The following is a 13,204-nucleotide window of genomic DNA, read 5'->3' as shown; positions in this document are numbered from 1 at the left end:
CGAGCTCCTCGGCGTCCGCCTGGGGCCGCCGGGCTCCCAGCTCCTCCGCGCCCGCCGGTGGTGCGCCGTTGACGCGTCCGGGTGCCGCTACGCACCGACCTGCGGCCCGGTCAGCGGTGCGTCAAGGACGCGTCCGGGTGCCGCTTACGCACCCACCTGAGGCCCGGTCAGCGGGAAGACGACCCGCGTGCGCCACGTGCTGGGGTCCGGGTCGGACTCCGGTCCGGACTCGTACACCTCCCACGACTCCTCCAGCGTCTGCAAGTCGTTCTCGGCGACCCACCGCTCCACCGCGGCGTACGTCTCGGGCAGCGTGTCGTAGCTCCCGGGATGGACCGCCTCCGCGGCGCGCACGGCCGGCAGGGTCCCGCCGCGCACCTCGCCGGTGCCCTGGAACGGCGCGGTGACCGGGAAGCCGACCTCGACGTCGACCGTGTCGGTCGGTCTGCCGCGGTACCGCGCGTAGGGTGCGCCCGCCGGCTGGGCGCCCGCGGCCGTCAGCGCGTCGAGGACCTCGGTGAACCGAGTGTCAAAGATCGTGGTGATCTCGTCCATGCGGACCCGCAGGCGCACGCCTGCGACCTGCTGCTCCTGGAGCTCGATGATGTGGATGTCGGTCATCGCCCTCTCCTCTCTCCCGATCCGATCGTCCCGCCGCGGACCGGATCGGTCCAGGCCGACCGCGCCGGTGGGCAGGATCGGTTCGGCCGACCGCGTCCCGGTGGGTCGGATCGGTCCAGGCTCGACCGCGCACCGGTGGGCCGGATCGGTCCAGGCCGATCGTCCGCCGTCGGTACCGTGCGGCAGGCTGGGCACATGGCGGAGAGAAGGCCGACGGCGGTGCTGACCTGCGGACCGGCGGGCGCGGGCAAGTCCACCTACGCGCGCGGGCTCGAGCGGCAGGGCTACGTGCGGCTGTCGCACGACGTCGAGGTGCGCCGTCGCTTCGGGCGTTACGGCGTCGACATCCCGGTCGAGCGCTTCGAGGAGTACAACGACGCCGTGCGCCCGCTCGTGAAGGAGCGGCTGGTCGAGCTGCTGCGCGAGGGGCGCGACGTCGTCGTCGACCTCTCGTTCTGGCGACGCGCGGACCGCGACGAGTACAAGGCGCTGGTCGAGGCGGGCGGCGGGCGGTGGCGGCTGGTGTACTTCGACGTCCCGCCCGACGTCCTGCGCGCCCGGCTCGACGCACGGCTCGAGCGCGACGACGCCGACGCCTTCCCCGTGCCGCCCGAGCTTCTCGAGCGGTTCCTCGCCGGCTTCGAGGTGCCGTCCGGGGAAGGTGAGGAGGTCGTGCGGGTCAGGGACGCAGAGCGCTGACGACGGCGGGCAGGATCCGGGGGTCGGTCTGGACGATCAGCGTGGTCACCACGCTGCGCTGCCAGGCGAGCATCTGCTCGCGCAGCTGGGCGGGGTTGCCCGCGAGGGCGACGTCGAGCACGAGCTCGGTGGGCACGGCCGCGGCGGCGCCGGCCCGGTCGCCGTCGGTCCAGCGCCGCGCGATCTCCGCGCACGCGGCCTCGTGGCCGAGGCGCTCCACGGCGTCGCGGTGGAAGTTGGTCGAGGCGGAGCCCATCCCGCCGACGTAGAGGGCGAAGTGCGGGCGCAGCGCGTCGGCGGCCTGCTCGACGTCGTCGCCGAGGGACACCGGGACGGCGGCGGAGACCTCGAAGGCGGACGATGGCGTGCGGTCGGGTGAGCGGCGGGCGAACCCGGCCGCGAGGTGCTCGGCGTAGGTGTCCGAGAGGCGGGGGGAGAACAGGAACGGCAGCCAGCCGTCGGCGATCTCCGCGGCCAGGGCGGTGTTCTTCGGCCCCTGCGCGGCGAGGTGGATCGGCAGATCGGTGCGCAGCGGGTGCACCGTGGGCCGCAGCGCCTTGCCCTGGCCCGTCCCGCCGCGGAACGGCAGCTGGTAGTGCGCACCGTCGAGCCGGACCGGCGCCTCACGACGCAGGACCTGGCGGACGACGTCGACGTACTCACGCGTGCGCTCGAGCGGGCGGGGGTAGGGCTGGCCGTACCAGCCCTCCACCACCTGCGGGCCGGACGCACCGAGGCCGAGGACGAACCGGCCGCCGGAGAGGTGGTCGAGGGTCATCGCCGCCATCGCGGCAGCAGTCGGGGTTCGGGCGGCCATCTGGGCGATCGCCGTGCCGAGCCGGACCGTGCGGGTGCTCGCGCCCCACCAGGCCAGCGGGGTCAGCGCGTCGGAGCCGTACGCCTCGGCCGTCCACACGGAGTCCAGGCCGAGGTCGTCGGCGGCAGCGACAGCCTCGGCGGTGCCCGGCGGCGGCCCCGCCGACCAGTAGCCGGTGGAGAAGCCGAGGCGCAGGTCGGTGGCGTCGTCGTCCATGCCGACGATCATGCCCGACGACCGGAGCCCGGCCGATCGCCTGACACGCTCGCCCGGTGGTGCCGTGGACGTTCGCAGCCGCCCGTCTGCGCGTCGTGATGGCCGGCGTCCGCACTGCCGCCGTGGTGCGGACGCCGGACCGCCCCCGTGGTTCAGGAGCCGGACTGCCCCGTGGTTCGGGAGCCGGACCGCCCTGTGGTGGAGAGCCGCCCGCCCCGCGTGGTGCGAGAGCCGAACCCGCCCCCGTCGGTGCGAGCGCCGGTCGCTCAGCCGGCGTTCGGCATCACGGCAGCGGCGATGAGGTCCAGGTGCTCCAGGTCCGTGAGGTCGAGGCACTGGAGGTAGACCCGCGAGACGCCCGTCTCGGCCAGCGCGCCGAGACCGTCCAGCACCTCCTGCGGCGTGCCGGCGAGCCCGTGCTCCCGCAGCTCGGCGGGTTCGCGTCCGATGGCATCGGCCCGACGGCGCACCTCGGCCTCGTCGGCGCCGACGCAGGCGACGAACGCGACGGAGAACGTCAGCTCGTCCGGGTCACGCCCGGCGTCCTCGCAGGCCGCGCGAACGCGGGCGACCTGAGCGGCGACGTCGGCCTTCTCGGGGAACGACTGGTTGTACTCGGTGGCGAACCGCGCGGCCAGGCGAGGGGTGCGGCGCGGTCCGTTGCCGCCCACGATGATCGGGACTCGGCGCTGGACGGGCTTGGGCAGCGCGGGGTTGTCGGTGAGCCGGTAGTGCTCGCCGTCGAAGTCGTAGGACTCGCCGTCCGGCGTGGACCACAGGCCCGTGACGATCTCGAGCTGCTCCTCGAGGAGGCCGAAGCGCCGCTCCGGGAACGGCACCCCGAGCGCAACGTGCTCCTCGGCCATCCAGCCGGTGCCCAGCCCGAGCTCGACGCGTCCGCCCGACATGGCGTCGACCTGCGCGACCTGCACGGCCAGGATCCCGGGGTGGCGGAACGTCGCCGACGTGACGAGCGTGCCGAGCCGGATGCTGGAGGTCTCGCGAGCGAGGCCGGCGAGCGTGGTCCAGGCGTCCGTCGGACCGGGCAGGGCGTCGCCGTCGCCCATGCGCAGGAAGTGGTCGGAGCGGAAGAAGGCGTCGAAGCCGAGCTGCTCGGCGCGCTGCGCCATGGCGAGCTGGTCGTCGTAGGAGGCGCCCTGCTGCGGCTCGGTGAAGATTCGGAGGTCCATGTGCATCACCCTGCCAGCCGCCGGCCCTCCACGTCCTGCCGGTCCGGGTGGGCACCGGCGCGCACCCACGCGGGATGTCTACGCTGGTACCGGAGGGGAGCGACCATGCGGGTACCGCCACCGCCCGACGTGCTGCGTGCGTTCGGCGTCGACGCTGAGGTCGTGCCGCTCCCCGGCGGCGGGGACCGAGCGTGGCGTGGCGGTCGGGTCATGCTCAAGCCCTTGGACATGTCGGTCGAGGCGCTGGAGTGGCAGGCCTCGGTCCTCGGTGGGCTCGACGGGGCCACGGACATCCGGGTCTCCCCGCCGCAGCGTGCGACGGACGGCCGGCTGGCCGTGGCCGGCTGGTCCGCGTGGCGGTTCGAGCCCGGCCGGCCGGCCACCGGGCGGTGGACCGACGTCCTGGCGGCCGGGAGGACCTTCCACCACCACCTGCGCCACTTTCCTCAGCCGTCGTGGTTCGAGGATCGTGACGACGTCTGGGCGCGCGCGGACCGTATCGCCTGGGGCGATGAGCCTCCCGGCGTCACCGCCCGGTACGAACCGGTCGACGCGTTGCTCGGTGCACGTCGGCCGGCCGAGGCCGATCGGCAGCTGGTCCACGGTGACCTGACGGAGAACGTGCTCCTGGAGCCGGGACGGGCGCCGCTCGTCATCGATCTCTCGCCGTGCTGGCGTCCCGTCGCCTATGCCTCGGCGATCGTGGTCGTGGACGCCGTCGTCTTCCACGCGGCCGGCACCGGTCTGATCGATCGCACCCTGGCCGAGGACGACACCGACTTCCCCCAGCTGCTGCTGCGCGCGTTGCTGTTCCGGGCGATCGGCGACCATCTGCTCGCGCCGGAGAAGGCACCGGTCTGGTCGGAGCTGTTCGCTCCCGCTGTCCGCGCCATCCTGGACGAGGTCGCGCGTCAGCCCGCAGGCCATGGACCGGGAGGCTCCCAATGACAACCGGCAAAGACCTCTCGTTCCTCCGGCTCGTCGCGCAGCGCCTGGTCGGGCCCGGCCTGCCGACCGCGACCGAGGTGGTCCGACACCTCACCTGCATGCAGGCGCAGGACCTCCCGGGTGCTCTCGCCTCGGTCATGCTCCGCACCACTGCCACTGAGGATGCCGCCACCACCGCCACCGCCGCTGCCGACGGTGGCGCTATCACCAGCACCGCCGCTGTGGCCGACGGCGGCGCCGCTGCCGTCGCTGCGGCCGATGGCGTCACCGCCACCACCACCGCGACCGCCGCCGATACCACCACCCCTATCGCCTCCGACGCCGACGCCGCCGACGGCGGGATCGTGGGCGCTCTCGCCGTCGGCGAGGTGGTCCGCTCCTGGCCCATGCGAGGCACCCTGCACCTGGTGCCGGCCGAGGATCTGGGCTGGATGCTGTCGCTGACGTCCGAGCGGCTGATCGCCGGCGCTGCACGTCGCCGGCAGCAGCTCGGGATCGACGAGCCGATGCTTCACCGGGCCGCCGAGGTCGTGCAGGAAGCGTTGCGGGGAGGAGGTTCGCTGAGTCGGACGGAGCTGATGGCGCTGTGGGAGAGGGCGGGCCTCCTCGAAGCCGGCCAGAGGGGCTACCACCTGCTGTGGAATCTCTCGCAGCGGGGACTGACGTGCTTCGGCCCCTTGGTCGGTGGCGAGCAGCGGATCGTCCTGCTCGACGAGTGGGTGCCGCGGCCGCGGGCGCTCGAGCGGGACGAGGCGTTGGGGGAGTGGGCACTGCGTTACTTCCGCGGGCACGGCCCCGCGACTCGTAAGGACTTCATGTGGTGGACGAAGCTCACCGGCAAGGAGGTGACCGCTGCGCTCGCCGTCGCCCGCCCCCAGCTCGAGGTGATCGACGTCGACGGCGCGGATCATTTCCTGGACCCCGCCACCCCTCAGCTGCTCGAGGAGAACCGCCGCGCCGCTCGCGGGGTGTTGCTGCTTCCGGGCTTCGACGAGCTGATCCTCGGTTACCAGGACCGCTCCGCAACGCTCCCGGCCGAGCATGCCGACCGGATCGTCCCGGGTGGCAACGGGATGTTCCGGCCGACGGTCGTCGCCGGTGGGCGCGTCGTCGGAACCTGGCGGCGGACGGGAAGCGGCACCAGGCGACGGATCGAGGCAGAGCCGTTCACGACGTTCACCCAGGCGGTCGAGCGGGCGGTCGCGCGCCGGGCGGGGACGTTCCCGGCACCCGTCGGGCCGAGCTGAGCCGGTGGCAGGTCCGCGCCGCTGAGCGGCCTCCACCCCCTCTGGGTCGGATGTCGGTGGCTCGAAATAGTGTTTGAGACATGCTCGAGGACGAGGTGTCGGGGTCGGCCGGTGGTGCACCGGTCGGGCCGGGCGGCGTGCCGGTCGACGGGCCGAGCGCAGCGCCGGTCGACCGGCCGGGCGCCGCGCCGGTCGACGGCGGCGTGCCGGACGCCGTACCGGCTGATGTGCCGGGCGCTGCGTCGGTCGACACACCGGACGATGCCATGGAGTTCTCGCCGCTCGAGGCGCATGTGCGCGGGCGGGTCTCGTCTTATCGCCGGGCGGCCGGCGTGGTGTGCGTGGACGCACGTCGTGTGACGGTGACCGGCTGCGCCGCCGGCGGTTCCGGGGTGGACTTCGCTCGGCCGCCGGGGGTGTGGGAGCTGGAGTCGATGGTCCTGGACCCTGACGAGGTCGATGCACGGAGGTCGCCGCACGGGCTTGTCTCGGTCGCCGCCCGGTTCTTGGAGGATCAGCCCGGGGGTCCGGTCCTGGCACACGTGCTGGACGCGCTCGAGCCCGCCGGGGTCGGCGAGCAAGAACTTGTGGAGGCGATCGCGGGGTTCGAGCGTCTGGCGTCGTGGGCGATGTCGGCCCAGGCCAGGTTCGTCGCGGAGCTGACCGACCGGCGCGGGAGCGGCTCGAACGCGTTGACCGAGGCCGGTGCGGAGATCGGCGCCCGCCTGGGGACCACGACCAAGGCGGGGGAGGCGAAGGTCCACTTCGCTTCCGGGCTGTGCCTGTTCCCCAGGGTCGCCGACGCGTTGACGACCGGGACCATCGACACCAAGAAGGCCGGGATCCTGTCCTCGCGGGAGCCGGGGATGAGCATCGAGGACCACCGTCGGGCGGTGGACGAGCTGCTGGATGAGGCCGGTGAGCTGTCCGGGACCGCGCTCAAGGCGAGGCTGCGCAAGGCCGCGCTGACCATCGACCCCGACGCGGGAGCGAAACGGCGGGTTAAGGAGCACGCGGACCGGCGGGTGGTCTTCGACCCGGCCCCGGACGCGATGGCCTGGATCAGCGCGTACGTGCGCGCGGACGACGCCGCCCGGGTCCGCACCATCTTGGACGCGGTCGCCAAGGCCGCGAAAGGTGGCAAGGACACCGATCCCAGGTCCCTGGACCAGGTGCGGGCGGACGCGTTTGTGGACGTCTTCACCACCCTGGCCGACAGGGGCGTCGACCTCACCGGCCAGCCTCTGCCCACCCGCACCGGCACCGCGGGTGGGGGTGTGTCGGTGCAGGTCACCGTCGGGGCCGGGACCCTGCTGGGTGTCGATGACGAGCCGGGCATGCTGGGTGGGTACGGGCCGATCCCGGCCGACCTGGCCCGCCAGATCGCGCAGGACGGGACGTGGCGGGCGTTGTTCACCGATGCCGATGGCCAGTTCCGTGCCCTGGGGACGAAGAAGTACCGCCCCGGCGCGGACCTGACCCGCACGATCGTCGCGCGGGATGTGACGTGTACTTTCCCGGGGTGTCGCCAGCCGGCGGTGTGCTGCGACCTGGACCACATCGTCGCTTATGACCCGGCGTGTGCGGCGCGGATCGCGCAGACCACCGAGGTCAACCTCCACCCGCTGTGTAGGCGGCATCACAACCTCAAGACGAACAAGAAGTGGGGCGCCAGGCGGACTGCGGACGGGTCGATCGTCTGGACCGCACCCACCGGGCACACCTACCGACGCCGACCCGAACCCATCCCCGGCACACCCACCAGCCGTAGTGCCGGCGGGGGCGGTCCAGGTGGCGGTGGAGCCGGCGGCCGAGGCAGCGGCGGCGCCGGGAGCCGCCGGAACGGTGCCGGCGGGACCAGCGGCACCGGCGGCGGAAACAGCGGTGGCGCCAGCCCACCCGACCCCCAGCAGAGCGCTGACGACACCCCGCCGTTCTAGCCCACGTCGAACGTCGACCGCGGGCACCCGGCCGCAGCCCGGGCACTCAGCCGCGGCTCGGCAGGGGATTCGGCCGCAGCCCGCGCGGGCACTCGGCCGCAGCGCGCCCGCCCGAAGGCACCTCGCGCACTGATGTGACTTCCGGTGCCGAGGGCGCGAGGGCTGACCCCGGTGCGTCCTCGCCGAGCGTTCAAGGATGGTCTCGAGTGCACTTTCCGTGGGATGGCAGCATGGGCTCGATGACCGCTCCAGAGCAGCGACGCTACGGCCGCCGTCACGTGCTTGCCGGTGCAGGTGGACTGCTCGCCGGTGCCCTCCTTGCGGCATGCCGGGCGGACTCCCCGGCGCCATCGCCAGGAACCGCCAGCCCGTCGCCCGGGAAGACGTCCGGTCATACCTCGCCACCGCCCGCGACTGAACCGTCGCCGTCGGCCACATCCGTGCCGGTGGAGGTGATGGTCGGCCAGATGCTCATGGTCGGATTCCGCGGCACCAGCCTCGCACCCGACAACCCGATCGTCGCGGACCTGCGCGACCGGCACCTGGGCGCCGTCGTGCTCTTCGCGCACGACGTCCCGTCTGGCGACCCGGTACGCAATATCGACTCACCACAGCAGCTGTCCGAGCTGACCGCCGCCCTCCAGGCGGAGGCGCACAGCCCGCTGCTCGTCGCCACGGACCAGGAAGGTGGCCGCGTCGCCCGCCTCGGTCCGGAGCACGGCTTTCCAGCCACGGCCTCGGCCGCCGAGCTCGGCGCCGCCGACGACCCGGCAGCCACCCGGCAAGCGGCAGCTGCGATCGCCAGGACGCTGCGTGACGCCGGAATCAACCTGAACCTCGCGCCCGTCGTGGACGTCAACCTCAACCCGGCCAACCCCGTGATCGGAGCCCTGGACCGCAGCTTCTCAGCCGACCCGGCGGTCGTCGCGGAGCAGGCCGCCGCCTTCGTCCAGGGTCACCACGACGAGGGAGTCCTGACCTCGCTGAAGCACTTCCCCGGCCACGGCAGCTCTCGAGGTGACTCCCACGCCGGGTTCGTCGACGTCACCGACGTATGGTCACCGGTTGAGCTCGAGCCGTATCGTGAGCTGATCCACGGCGGCCTCGCCGATTCCGTGATGGTCGCCCATGTCTTCAACGCCGAGCTCGATCCTGACCTGCCCGCCTCGCTCTCCCACCGGACCATCACAGGCCTGCTGCGCGACGAGCTGGGTTACGACGGCGTGGTCGTCAGCGACGACCTGCAGATGCGCGCGATCACCGACGGCTGGAGCCTCGAGGAGGCCATCCGACTCGCCGTGCTCGCCGGCACCGACCTTCTCGCGTTCTCCAACAACATCGACTTTTTCACGCCCGACCTCGGTGCCCGCGCCTACGACGCCCTGATGGCGTTGGTCGCATCCGGCGAGGTCAGCGAGGAACGGCTGGCGCAGTCCTACGAGCGACTCGCACGGCTCAAGGCGCGGGCTGGCTGAGTAGGCGTACCTGCCCCGAGTCGCCAGCTCGACCAACGGGCAGGCCGGGTGGACGACCCGACCTGCCCGCCGCGGAGCAGAGCTCGGTCAGGCCACGTCACGCCTGGCGGTACGCCACACCCCGAAGACGAGCGGCGCGAGGATCCAGACCGCCACCGACGTCCCCAGATGCGCCCACGCCGTGCCGGTCATCTGGCCGGTCATCAGCGGCATCATCGTGGTGTTGATGTCGAGCCACTTCGCCGGATCCTGCAGCCCGGAGACCAGCATCGTCAGCACGGACCACGCCGTCGGCAGCGCGAGGTAGGCCACGATCGCGATCGGCGTGCTCAGCAGAGCCAGACCGAATGCGACTCCCTGCGTCACCAGGAGGAGCAGCGCCAGCACCATGCCGGCCAGCAGCTCCCACTGCATCGTCCACGAGCCGTCGCCGTCGAACCACACCTGGCCGACGACGTTGAAGACGGCCGCCACCAGCAGCGTCACGGCCATGAGCACGAGGCCGAGCAGCCACGCGGACACCAGCTTGGCGGCGTTGACCCGGGTGCGGCGAGGCTCGAGCGCAAGCGTCGTCAGCGCGGTGCGCTGGGACCACTCGCTGGTCGCCGCCAAGATGCCGATGAGCGGCAGTAGCAGGACCTGGGCCATCGACGTCATGCCCGTGAGGTTGTTCCAGGTGAGGTCGGCCGGCGCGCCGGTGAAGAGCACCAGGGCGATGATGCCCGCGGTGATCAGGGCGATCACGGCGAGCAGCCACACACCGGCGCGGGTGTCGAGCTGCTTGCGCAGCTCCACGGACGCCAGGCGCGTGAACGGGATCGGCCGCACGGCTCGGTCGGGGCCTCGTCTCGACGATCGGCTCCCGTGGACGGCATCTCCGGCAGCCGAGCGGGCCGGGTCCAGGACGGATGCGGTGAAGGTGCTCATGCGGAGATCTCCTCTCGCCCGTGCTGGGCGGTGGTGTCGAAGAACAGCTCTTCCAGACCGGTCGAGGCGGCAGGTCGAAGATCGGTGAGGACGACGGCGGCCGCCAGGGCGAGGCCACCGACCTCCTCGGTGGTCGCGGACGTGGACAGGCCCGCACCGGTACGGACGACGTCGTGGCCGGCGCCGGTCAGCGCGCCGGCGAGGGCGCCGTCGTCGGTGCTGCGCACCTGGGTGCCGGGGGTGGCGAGGAGCTCCTCCGTGCTGCCCCGCGCGAGGATGCGTCCGTTGCCGATGATGACGAGATCGTCCGCGACGGCCTCCACCTCCAGCAGCAGGTGAGAGGACAGCAGCACGGTGCCCCCGCCGTCGGCGAAGGAACGCAGGAGGTTGCGCATCCAGCGGATCCCGGCCGGGTCGAGGCCGTTGGCGGGCTCGTCGAGGATCAGCACCTCGGGCTCGCCGAGGAGGGCGTGCGCGAGGCCGAGGCGCTGCCGCATGCCGAGCGAGTACGTGCGGGTCCGTGCCGAGGCCTCTCGCGCGGTCAGACCCACGACGTCGAGGACCTCGTCGACGCGATGCGGCCCCGTGCCCATCAGCTGTGCCGAGAGCAGGAGGGTCTCGCGCCCCGTGCGGCCCACGTGCTGCGCCGAGGCGTCGAGCAGCACACCGACGTGCCGGCCGGGGTTCGGCAGGTCGCGGAACGTGCGGCCGAGGATGGTGCCGCGCCCGGCGGTGGGGGTGGTCAGCGCCGTCAGCATGCGCATGGTGGTCGACTTGCCGGCTCCGTTGGGGCCGAGGAAGCCCGTGACCCGGCCGGGCCGGGCGGTGAAGGAGACGTCATCGACCACGGCGCGGTTGCCGTAGCGCTTGGTCAGGTTCTCTGCGGTGATCATGGCGTCCACTCTCCCGGCGAGACGGCGCCCGCGGATCAGCGCGCGGTCTCACCCCGATCCACCTTTGGTCGGAGCGGCCCGAGCCGGGCGGTGGAGCCGGGCAGAGCCGCCGCTGCCTACTCTGGAGGCCATGACACCGCCCCGGTCCGCCGACCCCTATGCCGCCCCGCGCGGCGTCCCGACCACCGCGGTCCGGGTCCCGACGGCGGGCCGCGCCGACCCGCCACCGCTGCGGCCGTGGTCACGGATCTGGCGGTACCTGGCGGCAGCGGGCATCGGACTGATGCTCTGGCTCGCCGTGTCGGTCGACCTGCTGCCCGAGGGCGCCGAGGACGGCCCCGGCGGCGCCACCGATGCGGTCGGCGCCCTGCTCTTCCTCGACCTCGTCTTCGGCGCGATCGGGCTGTGCCTGCTCCCGCTGCGTCGCCGGTGGCCGGTTCTGACGGCGGCCGTCACCGTGTCCTTCTCGGCGGTGTCCGCCTCGTCCGTCGGGGCCGCCGCCGTCGCCACCGTCTCGATGAGCACACGTCGACGGTGGCGTGGCGTCGCCGTCGTCGCGGTCGTGTGGCTGGTGGCCACCCTCGTCTACGAGGGCATCGTGCGCCCCGGCGTGCTCGACGAGAGCCTCAACGTGCCCTACGCGATGGCATCGGGCGGGCTGAGCGTCGCAGCCTGCGCCGTCTTCGTGGTGACCGGCTACTACATCGGCGCCCGCCGTGAGCTGCTGGCCTCCCTGCACGAGCGCGCCGAGACCGCCGAGCGCGAGCAGGCCCTCAAGGCGGAGGCCGCCCGTGAGGCCGAGCGCACCCGCATCGCCCGCGAGATGCACGACGTCCTCGCCCACCGCATCTCCTTGGTCGCCATGCACGCCGGCGCCCTCGCCTACCGCCGCGACCTCACCCCGCAGGAGACCGCCGAGGCGGCCGGCGTCATCCAGGACAACGCCCATCTCGCGCTCACCGAACTGCGCCAGGTGCTCGGGGTGCTGCGTGTCGGCACCGACGTCGAGCCCGGCGGCCGGGCGACCGGCAGCGGCCAGAGCAGCGCCGGGCGGGCCGAGCCGCCCCAGCCCACGCTCGACAACCTCGACGCGCTCCTGGCCGACGCCGCCGCCGGACGGACCGAGGTGCGGCTGGACACCACCGGGCTTCCGGCGGGCGACAGGTCCGCACTCGGCGGCCTGCCCGCCACCACCTCGCGCACCGTCTACCGGATCGTCCAGGAGGCACTGACCAACGCCCGCAAGCACGCACCCGGCGCACCGGTGGACATCCGCCTCGGCGGCCGACCGGGCGGCGTGCTCACCCTCGAGGTGCACAACCCGCCCGCCGTCGCGCAGCGCCCGGCGGCCCCCGGGGCGGGGATGGGCCTGACGGGGCTGACCGAGCGCGCCGAGCTGGCCGGGGGCACGCTCGAGCACGGCCTCGAGCCGGACGGTCGCTTCGCCGTGAGAGCGTGGCTGCCGTGGGAGACGAACGAGTGAGCCCGACGGCGGTACGGGTGGTCGTCGTCGACGACGACCCGCTGGTGCGGGCCGGCCTGCGCATGATCGTCGGCGGCGACCCGGCGATCGACCTCGTCGGCGAGGCGTCCGACGGGCAGGAGGCGCTGGACGTCGTCGAGCGGGAGCGTCCCGACGTCGTCCTCATGGACATCCGGATGCCGCGGCTCGACGGGCTCGCCGCCACCCGCCGTCTCACGGAGCGCGGCTCGACGACGCGGGTCATCGTGCTGACGACCTTCGACGCGGACGAGATGGTGCTGACCGCGCTGCGGCACGGCGCCGCCGGCTTCCTGCTCAAGGACACCCCGCCGCCCGACCTCGTCGACGCCGTGCGCCGGGTCGCCCGCGGTGAGCCGATGCTCTCGCCGAGCGTCACCGCCCAGCTCATCGCTGCCGTGGCCCAGCCGCAGGACGACTCCCGGGAGCGTTCGGCCCGTGAGCGGCTCGACCGGCTCACCGAGCGGGAGCGGGAGGTCGCGGTCGCCATCGCGCGCGGCCTGTCCAACGCCGAGATCGCCCGCGAGCTCTACATGGGCGTCGCCACGGTCAAGACCCACGTGGGGCACCTGTTCGCCAAGCTCGAGGTGGCGAACCGGGTGCAGATCGCCCGTTGCGTGCACGACGCCGGCCTGGCCTGAGCCACGAGGGGACGCCGGCCTTTCTTGAGCCACGTGGGTCCCGTCCCGCAAGCGGGCATGGAAGAGCCCGCGGGTTCCCGACCGTCCTG

12 protein-coding genes are annotated in these 13,204 nt (G+C 73.2%); 7 read left to right on the top strand and 5 right to left on the bottom strand.

The genetic code is table 11. From position 1 onward, the window contains the following. Positions 1-144: 144 nt before the first annotated feature. Positions 145-621, bottom strand: coding sequence for a GyrI-like domain-containing protein (locus GD748_RS04560; protein WP_152193960.1), 477 nt, complete (start codon positions 619-621; stop codon positions 145-147). A 195-nt stretch (positions 622-816) separates the two neighbouring features. On the opposite strand from GD748_RS04560, the gene GD748_RS04555 reads away from it, so the two are divergent. Continuing rightward, the gene (locus GD748_RS04555) at positions 817-1,320 is read left to right on the top strand and encodes an AAA family ATPase (RefSeq protein WP_152193959.1); all 504 of its coding nucleotides are present in this window, start codon (positions 817-819) and stop codon (positions 1,318-1,320) included. Here the strand turns inward: GD748_RS04555 and GD748_RS04550 are convergent. Then, the gene (locus tag GD748_RS04550; protein WP_152194383.1) at positions 1,301-2,332 is read right to left on the bottom strand and encodes an LLM class F420-dependent oxidoreductase; all 1,032 of its coding nucleotides are present in this window, start codon (positions 2,330-2,332) and stop codon (positions 1,301-1,303) included. The two genes, GD748_RS04555 and GD748_RS04550, sit on opposite strands and share 20 nt — an antisense overlap. A gap of 287 nt (positions 2,333-2,619) precedes the next feature. Then, a complete protein-coding gene (locus tag GD748_RS04545; RefSeq protein ID WP_152193958.1) occupies positions 2,620-3,543 on the bottom strand; it encodes an LLM class F420-dependent oxidoreductase in 924 nt (307 codons plus the stop codon). A 105-nt stretch (positions 3,544-3,648) separates the two neighbouring features. On the opposite strand from GD748_RS04545, the gene GD748_RS04540 reads away from it, so the two are divergent. From GD748_RS04540 to GD748_RS04525, 4 genes are all read left to right on the top strand, one after another. Further along, positions 3,649-4,491, top strand: coding sequence for a phosphotransferase (locus GD748_RS04540; protein ID WP_152193957.1), 843 nt, complete (start codon positions 3,649-3,651; stop codon positions 4,489-4,491). Further along, positions 4,488-5,738 (top strand): winged helix DNA-binding domain-containing protein, encoded by a 1,251-nt coding sequence (locus GD748_RS04535; RefSeq protein WP_226920755.1) that lies wholly within the window; start codon positions 4,488-4,490, stop codon positions 5,736-5,738. Before GD748_RS04540 ends, GD748_RS04535 begins: the two co-directional genes overlap by 4 nt. 80 nt (positions 5,739-5,818) lie before the next feature. Then, entirely contained in the window at positions 5,819-7,678 is a 1,860-nt protein-coding gene (locus tag GD748_RS04530; RefSeq protein ID WP_152193956.1) for an HNH endonuclease signature motif containing protein, read from the top strand. A 230-nt stretch (positions 7,679-7,908) separates the two neighbouring features. Further along, positions 7,909-9,153: a glycoside hydrolase family 3 protein gene (locus tag GD748_RS04525; protein WP_319593295.1), complete on the top strand. Its 1,245-nt coding sequence runs from the start codon at positions 7,909-7,911 to the stop codon at positions 9,151-9,153. A gap of 87 nt (positions 9,154-9,240) precedes the next feature. Here the strand turns inward: GD748_RS04525 and GD748_RS04520 are convergent, their stop codons facing one another. Together GD748_RS04520 and GD748_RS04515 are read right to left on the bottom strand one after the other, a co-directional pair. Next, complete coding sequence (locus tag GD748_RS04520) at positions 9,241-10,080, bottom strand: ABC transporter permease (RefSeq protein ID WP_152193955.1); 840 nt, start codon at positions 10,078-10,080, stop codon at positions 9,241-9,243. Next, positions 10,077-10,973, bottom strand: coding sequence for an ABC transporter ATP-binding protein (locus GD748_RS04515; RefSeq protein WP_152816474.1), 897 nt, complete (start codon positions 10,971-10,973; stop codon positions 10,077-10,079). The genes GD748_RS04520 and GD748_RS04515 overlap by 4 nt, the downstream gene beginning before the upstream one ends. A 130-nt stretch (positions 10,974-11,103) precedes the next feature. Between GD748_RS04515 and GD748_RS04510 the strand changes: the two genes are divergently transcribed. Both GD748_RS04510 and GD748_RS04505 read left to right on the top strand, forming a co-directional pair. Further along, entirely contained in the window at positions 11,104-12,456 is a 1,353-nt protein-coding gene (locus GD748_RS04510) for a sensor histidine kinase (protein ID WP_152193953.1), read from the top strand. After that, on the top strand, positions 12,438-13,115 hold the full coding sequence (locus GD748_RS04505) for a response regulator (protein WP_226920752.1): 678 nt from the start codon (positions 12,438-12,440) through the stop codon (positions 13,113-13,115). The genes GD748_RS04510 and GD748_RS04505 overlap by 19 nt, the downstream gene beginning before the upstream one ends. Positions 13,116-13,204 lie beyond the last annotated feature (89 nt).

This window comes from Georgenia subflava (assembly GCF_009193155.1).
Taxonomy (GTDB): Bacteria; Actinomycetota; Actinomycetes; order Actinomycetales; family Actinomycetaceae; genus Georgenia; species Georgenia subflava.
Note: the sequence above shows the minus strand (reverse complement) of the source record. Positions and strands in the feature narration are given on the sequence as shown.

Excerpts from the sequence above, each read along its gene's own strand:
- GD748_RS04560 (WP_152193960.1), bottom strand. The coding sequence starts at position 621 with ATGACCGACATCCACATCATCGAGCTCCAGGAGCAGCAGGTCGCAGGC.
- GD748_RS04555 (WP_152193959.1), top strand. The coding sequence starts at position 817 with ATGGCGGAGAGAAGGCCGACGGCGGTGCTGACCTGCGGACCGGCGGGC.
- GD748_RS04545 (WP_152193958.1), bottom strand. The coding sequence starts at position 3,543 with ATGGACCTCCGAATCTTCACCGAGCCGCAGCAGGGCGCCTCCTACGAC.
- GD748_RS04540 (WP_152193957.1), top strand. The coding sequence starts at position 3,649 with ATGCGGGTACCGCCACCGCCCGACGTGCTGCGTGCGTTCGGCGTCGAC.
- GD748_RS04535 (WP_226920755.1), top strand. The coding sequence starts at position 4,488 with ATGACAACCGGCAAAGACCTCTCGTTCCTCCGGCTCGTCGCGCAGCGC.
- GD748_RS04530 (WP_152193956.1), top strand. The coding sequence starts at position 5,819 with ATGCTCGAGGACGAGGTGTCGGGGTCGGCCGGTGGTGCACCGGTCGGG.
- GD748_RS04525 (WP_319593295.1), top strand. The coding sequence starts at position 7,909 with ATGGGCTCGATGACCGCTCCAGAGCAGCGACGCTACGGCCGCCGTCAC.
- GD748_RS04520 (WP_152193955.1), bottom strand. The coding sequence starts at position 10,080 with ATGAGCACCTTCACCGCATCCGTCCTGGACCCGGCCCGCTCGGCTGCC.
- GD748_RS04515 (WP_152816474.1), bottom strand. The coding sequence starts at position 10,973 with ATGATCACCGCAGAGAACCTGACCAAGCGCTACGGCAACCGCGCCGTG.
- GD748_RS04510 (WP_152193953.1), top strand. The coding sequence starts at position 11,104 with ATGACACCGCCCCGGTCCGCCGACCCCTATGCCGCCCCGCGCGGCGTC.